11 protein-coding genes are annotated in these 17,576 nt (G+C 31.1%); 6 read left to right on the top strand and 5 right to left on the bottom strand.

The annotated features are described in order from the left end of the window. Positions 1 to 5: 5 nt before the first annotated feature. Positions 6 to 2,255, bottom strand: coding sequence for a T9SS type B sorting domain-containing protein (locus ACKTTR_RS10255; RefSeq protein ID WP_408027749.1), 2,250 nt, complete (start codon positions 2,253 to 2,255; stop codon positions 6 to 8). 301 nt (positions 2,256 to 2,556) lie between these two features. Here ACKTTR_RS10255 and ACKTTR_RS10260 point away from each other — a divergent pair, with 301 nt between their 5' ends. The 3 genes from ACKTTR_RS10260 to ACKTTR_RS10270 all read left to right on the top strand — a co-directional run bounded on the left by ACKTTR_RS10260 (position 2,557) and on the right by ACKTTR_RS10270 (position 6,980). After that, positions 2,557 to 4,596, top strand: coding sequence for a leucine-rich repeat domain-containing protein (locus ACKTTR_RS10260; protein WP_408027750.1), 2,040 nt, complete (start codon positions 2,557 to 2,559; stop codon positions 4,594 to 4,596). 116 nt (positions 4,597 to 4,712) lie between these two features. Then, the gene (gene cmk, locus ACKTTR_RS10265) at positions 4,713 to 5,402 is read left to right on the top strand and encodes a (d)CMP kinase (protein WP_408027751.1); all 690 of its coding nucleotides are present in this window, start codon (positions 4,713 to 4,715) and stop codon (positions 5,400 to 5,402) included. Between the two features lie 90 nt (positions 5,403 to 5,492). Beyond that, positions 5,493 to 6,980 carry an NAD(P)H-hydrate dehydratase gene (locus ACKTTR_RS10270; RefSeq protein ID WP_408027752.1) on the top strand — a complete coding sequence of 496 codons (1,488 nt, stop codon included), beginning with the start codon at positions 5,493 to 5,495 and terminating at the stop codon, positions 6,978 to 6,980. Here the strand turns inward: ACKTTR_RS10270 and ACKTTR_RS10275 are convergent. The 4 genes from ACKTTR_RS10275 to ACKTTR_RS10290 form a co-directional block, all read right to left on the bottom strand. After that, positions 6,977 to 8,638, bottom strand: a complete 1,662-nt coding sequence (locus tag ACKTTR_RS10275) for a sodium:solute symporter (protein ID WP_408027753.1) — start codon at positions 8,636 to 8,638, stop codon at positions 6,977 to 6,979. The genes ACKTTR_RS10270 and ACKTTR_RS10275 overlap by 4 nt on opposite strands. A gap of 129 nt (positions 8,639 to 8,767) precedes the next feature. Next, complete coding sequence (locus ACKTTR_RS10280; RefSeq protein WP_408027754.1) at positions 8,768 to 9,529, bottom strand: hypothetical protein; 762 nt, start codon at positions 9,527 to 9,529, stop codon at positions 8,768 to 8,770. A gap of 115 nt (positions 9,530 to 9,644) precedes the next feature. After that, entirely contained in the window at positions 9,645 to 11,396 is a 1,752-nt protein-coding gene (locus tag ACKTTR_RS10285) for a cytochrome-c peroxidase (protein WP_408027755.1), read from the bottom strand. Positions 11,397 to 11,437: 41 nt separating this feature from the next. Beyond that, complete coding sequence (locus tag ACKTTR_RS10290) at positions 11,438 to 12,901, bottom strand: alkaline phosphatase PhoX (RefSeq protein WP_408027756.1); 1,464 nt, start codon at positions 12,899 to 12,901, stop codon at positions 11,438 to 11,440. 1,669 nt (positions 12,902 to 14,570) lie between these two features. On the opposite strand from ACKTTR_RS10290, the gene ACKTTR_RS10295 reads away from it, so the two are divergent. The 3 genes from ACKTTR_RS10295 to ACKTTR_RS10305 all read left to right on the top strand — a co-directional run bounded on the left by ACKTTR_RS10295 (position 14,571) and on the right by ACKTTR_RS10305 (position 17,564). Next, positions 14,571 to 14,801: a hypothetical protein gene (locus tag ACKTTR_RS10295; protein ID WP_408027757.1), complete on the top strand. Its 231-nt coding sequence runs from the start codon at positions 14,571 to 14,573 to the stop codon at positions 14,799 to 14,801. Between the two features lie 65 nt (positions 14,802 to 14,866). Continuing rightward, positions 14,867 to 16,900 carry a tetratricopeptide repeat-containing sensor histidine kinase gene (locus ACKTTR_RS10300; protein WP_408027758.1) on the top strand — a complete coding sequence of 678 codons (2,034 nt, stop codon included), beginning with the start codon at positions 14,867 to 14,869 and terminating at the stop codon, positions 16,898 to 16,900. Next, positions 16,881 to 17,564, top strand: coding sequence for a response regulator (locus ACKTTR_RS10305; protein ID WP_408027759.1), 684 nt, complete (start codon positions 16,881 to 16,883; stop codon positions 17,562 to 17,564). Before ACKTTR_RS10300 ends, ACKTTR_RS10305 begins: the two co-directional genes overlap by 20 nt. Positions 17,565 to 17,576: the final 12 nt, after the last annotated feature.

Here is a 17,576-nt window from a genome sequence, read left to right on the forward strand (position 1 = left end):
AAAATTTAATCTATTACTGATATTGTTCCTGCTTTAATCAGCTTACCTTCTCTAATAATCTTATAATAAAATATTTTTTGATTGCCTAAACTTTCTAAAGGCCAATCGTTTTTGTAATCAGTTGTTTTTAAAATTTCTTTTCCACCTGAATTATACAATATTATCTCTACACTTGGTTGGTATGCATATGAATTTGACAACTTCCAAGTATCATTAATTCCATCTTGATTAGGCGATACAATGTTAGGTACTATAATTTGCCCATCAGGCTCTACCACTTCTATTGTTTTATATAATGTACAATTACCAACTTTTACCTGCACTGTATAAAAACCTAATTCAGTCACCTCTAACTGCTCTGTTGTTGATAACAAAGTTCCTGAAGTACCTTCTCCTTGATACCATTCATAATTTTCTCCTCCTGCTGCTACAACTATAGCAGAACCTCCTTCTTCCATTACTACGATTTCTGATGGAGTAACAGTTACTGCTGAATCATCAAAAGGAATTACATTTATAGGTGCTAACTCATTATTACAGCTTGAATCAGAATATTTTAACACATACTCTCCTACTTCAGTTACTACTAATGTTTGAGGGTCTGTAGGAGTTACATCTTCGTCCCCATCTTTTATCCATTGATAAGTATAACTCGTATTAAAGTTATCTATTGTGTAAATAATAGAAGAACCTGCACATAAAGAATTTGAAGTTGATGTAGAAGACACCTGAGGAACCTCTACTAGCTTTACATCAATAGCATTAGAATCACCAGTCTTTCCAGTATTTGTACTTACTGTTAATGTATATGAACCATTATCAGCATATGAATTGACAGTATATTCTTCACTTGTTGCTCCAATAGAAACTCCATCTTTTTTCCAGTCAAAGTTCAACATTGCTATTTGGTCGGAGGTTAAATCATATTCGTTTCCATCTTCTGCTATCGCTTTTACACCTACCATACTTAACTTTGTAGTAGCTGAATTACACTCTTCGTAATCAGTAGCAGTTCTAATTACTACATTAAATGAATCTACAGCTAATAGCACGAACTCTTCTGAATCAACTACAGCATCACAAGCAGAACCTGTACTTTTTGTAACTCTTGCAAAGTAAGTCCCTGCTGTTGTTGCACTAATACATAATTGATTTCGCACAGCTGTTCCCATTGTCCCCCCGTTTCTAAACCAATCAACAGTTACATCTTCAACAGGTGTAGCATCATGACTTATACACAGCTGTTTTGTTTCTCCAAATAATATAATTCTTTTCAGAGCACCTTCATTGGTTACCGTATATCCTGCATCTGTTTGTTGTTGTAGTACTACCTCATTTGAAACTGTTGTACATGTTCCTGCTTCTATCTCTAAACGATATGTCCCAAATTGCCCTACAGTTGGCGTGGTATATGTTGGGTTGTTTGAAGATTGTTTTAATTCACCATCTAAATACCAATTATACGTATAAGATGTATTTGTTACATTCGCTTCAAATGTATGAGATTGGTCTCCACAAATTTCAATAGTTGATGCCCCTTTAATTTGCGTATCTGCCCCGCTAAGACCATCAACGGTTAAAAACCTTGACTTTGGACCTCCACACAAACCATAATCAATCACAACATAATACACCCCTGTTTCTGTTATTGTATATTTAGGCTCTTGAGTAGTTGCTACCAACTCATCTGTGCCATCAACTCTTCTATACCATAAATACTCTCTATTTACATCAGTATCTAAAAAAACTTCTCTTGATTCACCATTACATAATGTAAAAGCATTACCATCATTTATAGATAACTCACCTTCTGTAAACATATCATAATAAGCTTCAAAAGGAGCTGTTTGTACTGATTGTACAGGTAGCTGACTTGTAGTTACTCGTATTACGTAGTTCTTACCATAAGTTCCTTCTAATAATTGGAAACCTATATTTTCTATATTAAATTGTTGGTTGTAATTATCTGTAGCGGTACTTATAAGTGTTCTTAATGTTTTTACCTTGCTAGGATCTGAGAAAGACCCGTTTTCATCAGAAAGTTCTATTTTAAAAGTATTACCATCCTCAAAAGCAGCTCCACTAAAAGTTATGTCTAGAGAATAATCTGTTCCTCCTACCTGATCACAAAGAGCTCTGTTACTCACTCCTACCAAATCGTTAATAACGATACTTTCAAGCACTTGAGCACTTGAATTTATACACAGTAGGAATGTTGCTAAAAGTAATAATATGCTTTTAGAGCTTCTTTTCATTTAAGGGATTCTTTTAAGGGTGTCAAATTTATAGTTTTTCTTAACAAAACTATAATAAAACTAATAAAATTAATAGGGAAATATATAAAATCTATTTTTAACAGGCAACTAAAGTTTTACAACTCTTTGTTTTCTACCTTTTTTATTTTTTTTTTGTAAGAAAAAGCCTTTCTTTGTTAGTGAAAAAATATGCTATATTTTCTATACTACTAAAATTGCCGTAGTAAAAAATTGTATTATCAAATTTAACCCCAAAAACCACGCTCTTAAAAAATATTTTGCGTGTAAAAATTTATGTATTATGAAAAAAAACTCCTTTTACATTTTAGGTGTATTACTATGCCTATTTACAAACTCTTATGGACAAATTAATTTTCCAGACACTAATTTTAAACAAGCACTATTAACCCATGACCCTATCATAGATACTTCTGGAAATGGAGAGATTGAAGAAGCTGAAGCTTTAAGTGTAGACAGATTAAATTTAGATAATAAAAATATATCTAACCTAGATGGAATTCAATTTTTTAAAAACCTAGAAGTTCTAAACTGTAGTGATAATAATATTAAGAAGATTGATGATTCACAAACTTCTACCCTAACCAAATTACGTTTTTTAACCGCTAGAAGAAACCAAATATCTTCTGTTGATGTTAGAAACTGTGCATTATGGGGACTGAGACTGGAAGACAACCCTATTAAACATGCATATTTAACAGGCCCAAGTACCTTTCAAATGGAAGCTCAATGGGGTATATACTTTGATCTAGACGTTATAGAGTATGTTTGCATTAGCAATGCACAATACATGCCTCAATCGAATGGTGTAGATCATAGAGGGTTTTGGGACAGAATTGGTAGCGCCCTCCACATAGGTGAATGTACAATTGTTACCACACCCACCTGCCCTATAATTAACTTCCCAGACCCTAATTTTAAACAAGCTTTGCTAAATCATTCACCTGTAATTGACACCGATGGTGATGGCGAAATTTGTATTAATGAAGCTGAGGCTATTTATTTACTCTCTCTTTCTAACAAAAACATTAATGACATTACTGGTATTAACTTTTTTACAAACATTACAAATATTGATCTTAGCAACAACAACTTAAGTTCAGCTGGCTTTAATAATAATACTAAATTAATTAAAATCAACATCAATGAAAACACATTAGCATCTATAAATGTTACAAGTAACACATTACTGGAAACATTGTATGTAAATAAGAATAATTTATCTGAGTTGAATATAACAAAGAATGTTAAATTAAAATTATTAGCCGCCTCTCAGAATCAATTAACACATGTAAATCTTGATGAGAATATCAATCTAACTTTTTTACATTTACCTGACAATAAACTAAGTACAATATCTGTAGATAAAAACACACAACTAAATCATTTAGATTTAGGATACAACCTTTTATCTCAAATTGACGTTACAAACAACATTGTTCTAAAGTCTCTTTTTCTTTCCCACAATAATTTTAGCGATATAAATATTTCTCTCAATGTAAACTTAACCTATTTATCAATAGATCGAAATAACTTTTTAACACAAATAGATATAAGTAAAAACATTAAGCTTTACTATTTTAATGCTTATGACACACCTCTAAAATCCATAGATATTAGTAAAAATCCTGATTTAGAATCGTTAGAGTTAGCCTATACAAATATTACCGACTTGAACATTACTAGCAATAATAGTAAACTAAAAAGATTAGTCACAAAAGGATCTTCGCTTAGCAAAATTGACATTAGAAACTGTACGTCTCTAAAACATCTAGATGCAATAGAAATGCATCAACTCAAAGAGTTGTATTTAACTGGATCTCATGAATTTTATCTTGACTTAACTAATAATCTTACACTTGAAGATTCCCCTAACATAAGTTTTGCTTGCGTAGAACCGACTTATTTAACTCAAACGTCAAATTATATTAAAAATACCTTAGGTTATAGCACTTGTAACGTAGTTTCAGACTGTACTTTACCAAGAAACGATTTTGGTAGTTACTTTATCCTATCCCCTAATCCTACCACTGGAAGTATGATCTTATCTAAAAAAGACACAGGTACAACAGCCTCTACAGCAGATATCTTTAATTCTCAAACAGGTAGTTTTGTAAAAAGTGTTAATCTTCTTTTTGGAGGAGGTTTTGGTAGTTTATCATTCAAAAAATCAACAACTTCAACAACAACTCAAAGGTTGGGTGACCCTATTAATTTAGAAGATGGAGCTCCTATTAATGTTAACGACCTAGCTACTGGTAGCTATATATTTAGAGTTAACAGTAATAGAGGTACACACACTACTAATTTTATTAAAATGTAACAATATAGTTAATAGCATATTTTCAAAGAGAGAGGTTCTAACCTCTCTCTTTTTTGTCTATATCTTTCAAAAGTATTAGAATTCTACCCTATATTTGCTATCTATTTTTTTGAATCATGACAAAGAAAATCACCATAGCCATTGACGGTTTTTCATCTACAGGAAAAAGTACTATTGCTAAGCAATTAGCCAAAGAATTGACCTATATATATGTTGATACCGGAGCAATGTATAGAGCTGTTACTTTGTATGCTATGCAGCAAAACTATATTTCTGAAAGTCATTTTAACTCTGAAGATTTAATTGCTGATTTACCTAACATTTCTTTGTCTTTTGCTTTTAATGGAGAACTTGGTTTTGCTGAAATGTTTTTAAACGGAACCAATGTTGAAAAAGAAATTAGAACCATTGAAGTTTCTAAATTGGTAAGTAAAGTTGCTGAAATTTCTGAAGTTAGAAAAAAGTTAGTTCGTGAGCAGCAGGAAATGGGTAAAAACAAAGGTATTGTTATGGATGGTCGTGATATTGGAACCGTAGTTTTTCCTAATGCTGAACTAAAGTTATTTATGACTGCTTCTGCCGACAAACGTGCTACTCGCCGTTATAAAGAATTAATTGACCGTGGTGACAAGGTTAACTATGAAGAAATCTTACAAAATGTACAAGAACGTGACAGAATAGATTCTACCCGAGAAGATTCTCCTTTAGTCATGGCAGATGATGCTATTGAATTTGATAATTCTGATATGGGACTTAAAGAACAATTTGAACGTATTATGAGTTTGGTTAACGCCAGAGTTCAATAAAAACTACGTATACAATTAATTATAACAAGCCCACAAAATTCTTTGTGGGTTTCTTTTTGCTTTTTTTGTGTAAAGTTGTAAATTTCTTACATGGAAAATCTTCAAAAAATAATCAACGTTACCCAAATACGAAAAGCTGACGAACACACTATTACTAAAAAAGGAATTACCTCTTTTGCTTTGATGGGGCAAGCATCTTTAGCGTTTGTTAAAGCCATTGAGCCTTTATTAAATCGCTCTCTAAAAATTGCCATTGTTAGTGGTGTTGGAAATAATGGTGGTGATGGATTTGCTATTACCAGAATTTTAAGAAGTAAAAAATATACTGTACAACCTTTTTTAGTTCAGTTTAAAGATACACTTAGCCCAGATTGTGATATTAATTTTCAAAAACTTGATGATACTATCATTATAAAATCAACTAGTAAAGTTCCTGACTTCTCTGAATATGATGTAATTATTGATGCTATTTTTGGTTTTGGCCTTTCCAAACCTATTACTGGTTTTATAAAACATGTTATTGAAAGTATTAATAATGCTAAAAAAACTGTATATGCTGTTGATGTTCCTTCTGGATTGTATTGCGATAAGCTCCCTGATTCTGAAACTGTTGTACAAGCATACCTTGCTGTAAGTTTTCAGCGACCAAAATTTTCATTTTTTTTTCCTGAAAATGGAACATTTGTAAAAAATTGGAAAACAGTTGATATTGGCTTAGATGAAGATTTTATTCAACAACAAGAAAGCAACTATTTCATTCTGAACGATAAAATTGCTAATATTTTAACTTCTAGACCGCGTCAATCACACAAAGGAAGTTACGGACACGCCTTATTAATTGCCGGTTCTTACGGGAAAATGGGGGCTGCTGTACTTTCTTCAAAAGCTTGCTTACGAAGTGGTGTAGGTTTGTTAACTAGTTATGTACCAAAATGTGGGTATCAAATTATACAGTCTTCCGTTCCAGAAGCAATGTGCTTAACCGATGAGAATGAAGAATTCGTGACCCAACTCCCAGAAATTTTCAAATACGCCGTTCTCGCGATAGGTCCTGGATTGGATGTTAACGAAAAAACGACGCTAGTTGTAAAAAAATTATTATCAGAAAACAATACTCCGTTAGTTATTGATGCTGATGCTATAAATATTATTGCTAAAAACGAGGAGTTAAAATCATTGCTTCCTAAAAATTCTATTTTAACTCCACATATTAAAGAGTTTGATAGATTGGTAGGAAAATCTGACACTTCAACTGAACGTTTTCAGAAGCAACTTGAGTTTTCTGCAAAATATCAATGCGTCGTGGTTTTAAAAAATGCATATACTACTATTTCTTCTCCTGAAGGAAATTTGTATTTCAACACTTCTGGAAACCAAGGAATGTCAACTGGTGGTAGTGGCGATGTCCTCACAGGAATTATCACTGGATTGTTAGCACAAAATTACCCGCCTTTACATGCCGCTTTATTAGGTGTATTTTTCCACGGAAAAGCAGGTGACGATGCCGCTTGCAAAAAAGGATACAAAGCGTTAATTGCTTCTGATATTATTGATGCTTTACGAATAGAAAAAAGTTAGTTTTCTTTAGACGTTGATTGAATTAGTATTGCTAATAACATTACTAAACCACAACCTAAAGCATTTAACCACAAATACGGTAACCAGTCGATATACCAAACTCCTATAATAATTAATTGCGTAATTATCGCTGCAATAAATACTGCATTTCCTTTTACAAACTTTATGAAAAAAGCTAATAAGAATATTCCCAGCACATTTCCGTAAAAAATAGAACCAATAATATTTACGAGCTGAATTAAATTATCAAATAAATCAGCTATACAGGCGACTAAAATTGCCAAAATACCCCAACCTAAGGTGAACCATTTTGACATTTTTACATAATGTTCTTCGCTATATTCTATTTTGGTATTTCGTTTGTATAAATCAATAGCTGTAGTACCTCCTAAGGCGTTTAATTCAGATGCTGTAGAAGACATTGCTGCAGACAATATCACCGCCAACAACAAACCTATTAATCCTTTGGGTAGATTATTCAGAATAAAGTGAATAAACACATAGTCTTTATCATTTGTTTCTACCAATGGATCTACTTTTGAAATAATAGTCTTTGCTTCTTCTTTTAGTACCTTATCTTGTTCATTAAACTCTTGAATCTGTGCTACATTTTCAGGTGTTAACCCTTCAAAAATCAACGCTTTTTTTCTTCCTTCAATAAAACGATGTTCTTCTTCTAACTTAATGTACTGCTCTATTGTTTCAAGGTTAGAATTTGCTATTGCTTCTCCTGATTTTGGATTGAAATTTAACGGTGACGGATTAAATTGATAAAATACAAACACCATCACTCCTACTAACAGAATAAAAAACTGCATTGGTACTTTTAGCAAGCCATTGAAAATTAATCCTAACTGACTTTCTCGTAACGATTTCCCTGATAAATAGCGTTGCACTTGGCTTTGGTCTGTTCCAAAGTACGATAACATTAAAAATGTACCTCCTAAAATACCTGTCCAAACCGTGTAACGGTTATTCAAATCCCAAGAAAAATCTAGCACTTTCATCTTATCGGAAGCTCCTGCAATTTCTAATGCTTTCGTAAATGTAATATCATCTGGTAAATACTGTAATATCAAATAAAATGCTACAAACATTCCTGCAAAAATCACTGCCATTTGTTGTTTTTGCGTAACACTCACTGCCTTCGTCCCTCCAGAAACAGTATATATAATTACTAAAACCCCTATGATAATATTCAAAGTAATTAAATCCCAACCCAAAACAGCAGACAAAATAATAGCCGGTGCAAAAATGGTGATTCCTGCTGCTAATCCGCGTTGAATTAAAAACAGAATCGCTGTCAAGGTTCGAGTTTTTTGATCAAACCTTCCTTCTAAATATTCGTAAGCTGTGTAAACTTTTAATCGGTGGTAAATAGGAATAAACACCAAACAGATAATTACCATTGCTATTGGTAATCCGAAGTAAAACTGCACAAAACCCATTCCGCTATGAAACGCTTGTCCTGGAGTAGATAAAAAAGTAATGGCACTGGCTTGTGTTGCCATAACTGACAATCCAATCGTCCACCATTTACTTTCGTTTCCTCCTTTTATATAGTCTTCAACATTTTTACTTCCTCTGGTTTTCCAAGCTCCGTATAATACAATAAACAATAAAGTTACCGAAAGAACAATCCAATCTACTAGCTGCATGGTTTATTTTGTATATATGTTAGTGATTATGTAAAATAACACGATGTATACTACATTAGCCACTAAGACTAATGTGTATTCTTTTTTCCATACATACTTTTTATCCATACTTTGTTTTTTATTAGTTGATTATTGTTTTGGTTTTTCGTAGAAACTATTGGCTAATGATGCTTCACTTAACAAAGGCATTTTAAACTGAATTGGTTCTCTTCCTGGTTCTGTTGGCTGTCCGTTTTCATCTTTAGCATACCAAGTTATGGATTTTGGTAATAACAAACCGTTAACATTTTCCCAATCGTTATATCTTATAATTTTATAAGCATCAGTTGGTTCTTTGCTAAAATAAGTAACCGTATACCCTAACCATGCCATTTGTTTTGTTTCTGGATGGTAAAATATAAAATAATTATCATCTGGTGAAGTTCCAACGTTGGCTTTGTATGAAATTTTTATTCCTGGATAGGTAACTCCTTCAAAAGTCAGTGGTTTTGTTTCTGAATACACAATGCCATCATCAGCTAACACAAAAGGCATTGCGTAAAAATAAAAATATAGATTGTAATAAAATTCAGGATTTCCTTTAAACGCTGTTGAATCTTGTTGTTGTAACCACACCTCTTTTCCGTCAAACCCTAAAGAATATTCTGGTGAATTCACTACTGTTTTTCGCGAATGTAAATCTGTAGTATGCTCTTCATTCTTTAAGGTAAATGACAATGTTTTCATTTTTTTCCACTGTTCAACTCCTCCATGATTTTTTAGAACTTCTTCTAAAACTTTTGGATATTTTAACGCTACCTCTTCTTCTTTTTTTATTGTTTCCTTTTTAACTTCTTTTTTGCATGCTACTGAAACAAGAGCTATAGCAATTAGTACTACTATTTTTTTCATGATAATTGATTTATTCTAATTGGTCGAAACTACCATTAGAAATTACAGTAAAAATAAAAAACTCTCTAAAAATATATTTAGAGAGTTTTATGTTAACTATAAAAAATTGAATGAATTATTCATCCGTTAAGGCTTCCATAAAAGCTATTAGGTCTTTAATTTCTTTTTCTGACAAATTCAATTTATCCAGTGGTAACGTTTGATTTGGCACTTCGTACCCTAATCCTTGTCCACCACCTTTATTATAAAAATCAACTACTTGTTCTAAGGTTTCATATACCCCATTATGCATATAGGGAGCCGTTTTGGATATGTTACGAACGGTAGAAGTTTTGAAAAAGTATTTTCGTTCTTCAGTTTTAAATATATTATAAGCTCCTAAATCATCATCTAACCCTGTTTCTTTCATATTTGGAACTCCTATAGACTCTATTTCAGTTTCCGTAAAATTAGGCGGAACTGTTCCGTTAAACACAGGTGGAAAGTGACAAGTTGCACATTTTGCCTTCCCCATAAAAAGATTAAACCCATTAACTTCTGAAACTGTTAAAGTGTTTTCTTTATTGTTGATGTTTTTATCAAATTTAGAACTAAAATCGCCCAAACTTCTGATATAATTTGCTATCGCATTTCGGATGTTAAAATCTGTTACTTTTCCATATAAATTAGTAAACGATTTCGTGTATACATTATCATTTTTTACAGTTTCCGTCAAGTTTTCTAAATTGGTATGAAACTCATTCTTGTTTTCAACAACTCCTACAATCTGACCTTCTAAACTACCTGCTCTTCCATCGTGAAAAAAGGTTTGTTGGTAAGCTGCATATGGTAATGTTGGTGTATTTCTTTTTTGCTTCGGAAAAGTTGCTAGTCCATCTGTAAAAGCTTTATCCTTAATATGACAAGTTGCACAGCTCATTACTCCGTCTTTTGATAAATTCTTATCATTAAATAGCTTTCTTCCCAAAGCTATTTTTTCATTAGACATTGCCTTTTCTAGCTGATGATAATCGTTAAAGAAATCAATATTAAATGTTTCTTTAGAAAATAACGAAGTGATATTGTTATTAAATGCCATAGTTAATGGAAACTCCACTTTCCAATCTTCAGCAGTACTCGCTAATAATTCTAATTGCTTATGCGCATGATTTTTGATAAAATTATAGCGATTAAACGACTCAAAATTACCTTCTTGTAACACTTTTTGAGCTGCCTGCAACTCATTTACAAAATCGGTATATAATTTATCTTTTGAAAACTCACTTTTATACGTATTTATAATAAAGAGTAAGGTTTCGTAGTTTGTTTTTGCTTCTAATAATGATTGCTCTAATACTGGTGAATCAAAACCTGTAATTCCTACCAAAGCAATACGAGCAATTTGGTCGCGTAACAACCATAAAATATGATGCTTTTTTAAATACAATGTATTGTTTGCTGCTATTAGTTTAAGTCTATTTTTAGTGATATTTACAGCATCTTTTAAAGCAATAACATCAACCTCATCTTGATGCAATAACTCTTCAATAACCTGAAATCCAAAAGGGTTTCTTATTTTTATGTTTGTAGCATCTTCTTCATCAATTCTTAAAAGATTGGGACTATTTAAACTCTTATAATTTTCTTTATCAACAAATGATAAAATAGGCTCAATTAACTTAAACTCTTTTCTTGCTAATTTGTATTTATTAAGTTTTTCTGAAAACTCATCAACAGCATTAATTTCTTCTAAAAGAGTAATGCAACTATCTAAATGGTGCGAGTAATATTCTTCAACTTTTACTACTAAAACTTTATTATCAACTTTTGTGTAACTCGCTGTTTTTTCTTGTTTACAACTAATTATAGATACTAGAAAAAGACACATGATAACATGTGCCTTTTGTATTTTTTGAAAACTGTTTATCATTATCTATCTAATCCTTGAATCACATATAATTGACTTCCTTCTTTTGATGTTTCAGCTGCATCATTTGCTAAAGGATCTGTAAATGCTCCCCCGTCTGCTGGAACCCAACCATGATTTTGAGTAATTAATAAAAATGTATTGCTTACTCCTATAGTTTTAGAAATATCAATCATTCCCGTAATCTCCCATGCTTTTTCTTGGTAAGTTAAACCATAACCTGCTGCCGCAGCTGCCACTTGGTCACATTCTAATACTTTTTTCAGTACTCCTGTTTTTAGGTTATATTGATATAAACTTGCAGCATGTTGTTTTTCTGCACTATCAAAATATCCGTTAGGATCTTCTTGAATATAAGCATAGTTTTCAGTAACTACGATATTATCAGGACTATGAAAAACACCTGCTTTACCGTCTAACTTATCACCATCTAATACACATGTAATTTTAGCAGCTCCTATAGGATCATTTTCATTTAATTCTACTTTATACACACGTCCGTAAATAGTTCCCTTCCCTATTAAACCATCTTTTTTACGACCTGTAACACAAAAATAAATTTCACGATTGTTTTTAGCAGAACCTCTTCTCCAGTCAATATCTTCTAAGCGAGAGAATCCCATCACTCCTTTTTCTTTAGCTTCAGCATCTAATAAATCGATATTCTTTTCAGTTAACTCAACAAAAGAAGCATTGTAAGTTGTACCTTCTTTCATGTCTACTTCATAAGTAATACCTTCATCAGTTACTTTTAAACCATATAACTTACCTCCTTCTAAGTCTCCTCTACTCCCAACATACATCCCTAATTGTCCTGAAGGAACCATATTATCTCCGTGATCATCTCCTATAAACACAACCGTCTTATCAGTATAAGCATCTTTACTTAACGGTACTGCGTTTTCAGTTACCCACTGCCCCATAGCAGTTAACATTCTTGGACTACTTGCTCCTGAAGCATCTTTAAAAGGGTCTGTAGCAAAAACTCCTTGAGGTCCATCTCCCCATTCACCTCCAGATAAATATAGAGGACCAAAACCATGCTCTTCTTGTGTTATTAATGTTCCTGAGCATTGAGCAGAACCTCCTGTTGCTATAGCGTTTAAGATATATTCTCCATGTACAGGCTTAAAAGTCTTATCTAATTTAATACGAGCAATTGAAAAATCTGCCTCAATATTATTTATTAATGTATAAGTTCCATCTGAGTTTCTCATTAACCCAGCTCCATCTGCCATAGAACCGTATACAAAGTTTGGTGTATCTTCTAACTTATCTTCAGAAGATAATAAAGGAAAAATGTTTACTCCAGAAAACTCTGATTCTAATTTTAAAAAGTTTGGAGTTTTTGAGTGTGCTTTTAATTCAATTAAGTCTCCTTGGTTAGGTGTACTATCAGAATCACAAGATGTTAAAGCAATCGCACCACAAACACCTAAGAATCCTAATTTAAGTAAGTTTTTCATTATTATGTTAATTTTGTTTATACCCGCAAATCAACAACACTTACTTTAAGAAGTTCTTAGCTATAGTTTAAATCTACCTCATCAAAAGGTTACCAACTTTAACTAAACTTAAACAACTCTAAACAATCACTTACAAAAAGAACTTCTAAACACTAATTATCAACCCTATACAACCTAACCTTCTCTTAACTTAATTAATATATTTCTATAATTATTTATCTCTTTTTTTTTTTAACAAAAAAAGAGCACCTATAAAAGGTACTCTTAATTTGCATCAAAATTTTACTTTGGTTAGAGTAAAAAATCATTTTGTTTTTCTTTTTCTTCATAGAACTTTCCCTACGACGTGATATAATTCCCCATTTTATATCTTAACCTTATTGAAGGTCTAAATTTTAACCGAGACAAAAATAAACCGTCTAATTTTCTTTTTGGTAAGTCAGTGACTTACTTTTAGTAAGTCACTGACTTACTTTTTCACCAAAATGAGGTAAAAAAGACCTCAAAAGCCAAAAATTTTGTTAAAACAGTAATTATTTAAAATTTTATATATTTGCTTTTTATGAAAAAAATGAATTTACATATAGCACAAGAGCTTGTAAGCTTAACATGTAGTTTTCGTGGGAATCCTGATGAAGGAATCTTTCGAAAACGGACGTTGTATGTTAATTATAATGAAAACTCAAATATGATTTGATTATAAAAACTAGTAATATATAAAGCGTCCAAATAATTTTGGACGCTTTTTTTATATTTTTTTTTGAAAAATGAAATTTTAATTTAAAACATATAAAGAACTCTTAATTGAACTCTAAGCTACTAACGTACAAAACGTTACAAAACCACTACTTATCTGGATATTATCCGGACAGCCCTCCCTCACCCTAAAAACAACATAACCACCTGATTACCAACAAACTAAACACCAAAAACACTTGTTTTATTGTAAAAATTTCGTATATTTGTACCATACTTATTAAGATATCCTTAATTGGTATTATTAATAAATAATAATTTAAAACTATGGTATTAACTAATATAAACACAAGTATCAGCTTAGCTTATAGAAAAGGGGCTGATTACAGAACAAAAAAAGACAAGGATGTTTATTGTGAAGCAAAGTATTTGATGAAGAATTAGCAATTATTCTATACTAATATATATAACACAAAGGCGTCTTTTTAAAAAGACGCCTTTTTTTATTTTGAAGTACATTTTAACAAGTTAAAAACTTGTATAATTCGTTTTTTTTCACTATATTATTAGGACAAATTTAAAGCTATGAAAACATTAAAATTGCGCACACTAAATGAAAAAGGACGTTTACTCATTAAACAAGAACGCTTACTAAAAACTTACTCGTTATTTATAGTGTTGTCACTATTTTAGAGTAAAAATCAACTAGCGTTTATTCAAAAATTGCAAACGCTTCCTTTATGACAAAGTAGAATTCCCTGAAGTCTGTTGTACTCAATAGGCCTTAGTAGTAACGCATCTTCATGAATTGATGTTTCAATCAATTTAATTCTACCTACTACCCAAACACTTGGGTTAGATGACTATTGCCTCATTTAAAAAATGATGTAATACACACGAAAATTTATTTCGATGCTATATGAGCTGCAGATGCGGCTAGGAAAACTATTGTCAAAATTTAAAAATTGAAATTATGAGAACTTTAAAATTTACACTACTAATAAGCATGTTATTTTTGTTAACTACAAGTTGTACAGACTTAACAGAAGATATTGTACCAAACAACACTGTTAACCAAACAGAATTAGTTACAAGTACTAATGTACCTACCGATGGTACTGGTGATGACGGTACTGGTGGAACTACCGACCTTGATACAGGTGGTGATGATGGTAATAGTGGGGGTACGGGTAAAGGTAATTAAACTCAAAGTCTTTAACTTTAAAGTTAAAGACTTTTTTTATTAGTTTTGTCTTTAAAACCTTAGAATTGTATAATTTTATCAAAACAGTAGTATTATTTTTTATTCTCTTTAGTTTATTTTTAAACCTAACCTCTTTTACATCAAACATAAAAAAAAAACATACTAATAATGATAGTATAAAAGAATGGATTAACTTCTCAAAAAAAAGTGATATTTCTATTTTAGAAAGAAAGAAACTCTTAGTTAAAGCTTATAAAAACTTATCTATTAAAAATAAAAATTATTGCAAAACATTAAGTGTTATAGCTTATGAATTTTACAATTTAAATGATACTACAAAATTTTTAAAACTAAACAAAAAGGCTTTTGAACATGCCTTAAAAACCAAAGATACGTTTACTATTGCTGATACTAATTGGAGTTATGCTGACTATTATAACAATGAACAAGTATATGAAAAATCATATACGTTTTACAATAAAGCATTTAACAACTTCAAGTTATTAAATAAAGAATATGAAATGGCAAGAATATTATATTCAATGTCGTTTATTAAAGGTAGGTATAGAGACTACATTAGTAGCGAAATATTAATATTTAAAGCAATTAAAATATTCAAAAAAACTAAAAGCTATAAATGGTTATATTATTCCTACAATCACTTAGCTCAATTACAAAGAGATATTAAAGAATACGATAAGGCTTTATTTTACTACGATAAATCTCTTGAATACTTCTCAAAAGTTAGTAATAAAAATGACATCTATCTAATAACCTATAACAACATAGGTAACGTTTACAGGGAAAAAGGAAATTATAAACTTGCCATTGAGGCTTATAATAAAGATTTAAAAAAAAAGGTAAAACCTATACACTTTGCTACAATTATAAGTAATAAAGCTCATACAAAACTACTACTTAACGATACTTCAAATGTAAAAAAAGATTTACACAAAGCATTAACCATTAGAGATAGTTTAGGAAATAAAACCGCAATTTTAGCTTCATACATATATATATCAAACTATTACAAACAGATAAAAGATACTTTAAAAGCCCTGAAATATGCTAAAAAAGCATATTTACTTGCTCATAAATTAAAAAATGGTCGGGATTATTTAGCTTCCTTGCAACAACTTGCCAACTTAGACAAACAAAATTCTAAAAAATATTTAGATAGATACATTGTGTTTAATGACAGTTTAATTAGCGCAGAACGTAGAGTGCAAAACAAGTTTACGCGTATTGAGTTTGAAACAGATGAATATATTGAAGAAACCGAGCGTTTAAGTCAACAACGTGTATGGATTATTGTAACTAGTTTTGCAGGTCTATTAGTTCTTAGTTTATTATATTTTTTACGTGTACAAAAAGTAAGAAATGAAAAATTAAAACTAGAAGCGGAACAACAAAAAGCTAATGAAGAAGTGTATGTATTAACACTACAACAACAGGCTAAGTTAGAAGAAGAACGTGTTAACGAACGTAACCGTATTTCAGCTGAACTACACGATGGTGTTTTAGGAAAACTTTTCGGTACTCGAGTAAACCTTGGTTTTTTAGCAATGCAAATGAAACCTGAAACTCAAGAAAAACACCAAGCTTTTTTAAACGAACTACAAGAGATAGAAAAGGAAATTAGAGATGTTTCTCACAGATTAAGCGATAATTTTGATAGCGCTAATATTAACTTTACAACAATTTTAACACAGCTTTTAAAAGACAGGAGTGCCATTGGTAACTTTAGCTATCAATTTGATTTTGATAAAACTATTCCTTGGAGTGAAATTAGTGAGGTTACAAAAGCTAATGTTTATCGTATAATACAAGAAGCTTTACAAAACATTATAAAGCATGCAAAGGCAAAAAATGTTATCTTAGACGTCTCATTTAATAAAAAAGAGCTTATTATTTCGTTAAAAGATGACGGAATTGGTTTTAATACCGAGAAAAAGAAAAAGGGAATTGGCATAAAAAATATTACAGCAAGAGTAAAAAAACTAGGTGGTAATTTAGAATTTATTTCTAAAGAAAACCAAGGAACTACGCTTGTCATTATAACCCCTTTTAATACAACAAATGGAAAACAAAAAGTATAACGCTTTAATAATTGACGATCACCCCTTAATATCAGAAGCTTATAAAAGCGCTTTTACTTATATTGAAAGTCAAGGTGAAAACATTTCTTTTCAGGTACAAATAGCAAATAATTGTGGTGCTGCCGATGAAATTATAGAGACATATTCCTCTTCTAATCGACCAATTGAAATTATCTTTTTAGATATTAGCCTTCCCCCTATGGAAGAAAAAGGCATTTTATCTGGTGAAGATTTAGGTTTGATTATAAATGAAAAACTACCTGAATCTAAAATTATCATTTCTACTACTTTTAACGATAATTACCGAGTACACAGCATTTTAAAAAATGTAAATCCTGATGGTTTTTTAGTTAAAAACGACATCACTCCTGTAGAATTAGTACATGCTATTAAAGAAGTTCTTAGCGACCCTCCATATTACAGTAAAACTGTAATGAAAATGCTGAGGAATCAAGTATCCAATGAATATTTTTTAGATGATTTAGATAGAAAAATCTTATATGAATTATCTATTGGTAATCGTGTGAATAAATTACCTAATATTCTTCCATTGTCATTAGCTGCCGTTCAAAAAAGAAAACGACAAATGGCTAAAATTTTTGACGTTGACAACTCTGATGATCGCGATTTGATTTTAATAGCAAAAGAAAAAGGATTCTTATAAGAATCCCTTTTC

The organism is Tenacibaculum litoreum (assembly GCF_964513915.1).
Lineage (GTDB): Bacteria > Bacteroidota > Bacteroidia > Flavobacteriales > Flavobacteriaceae > Polaribacter > Polaribacter litoreum.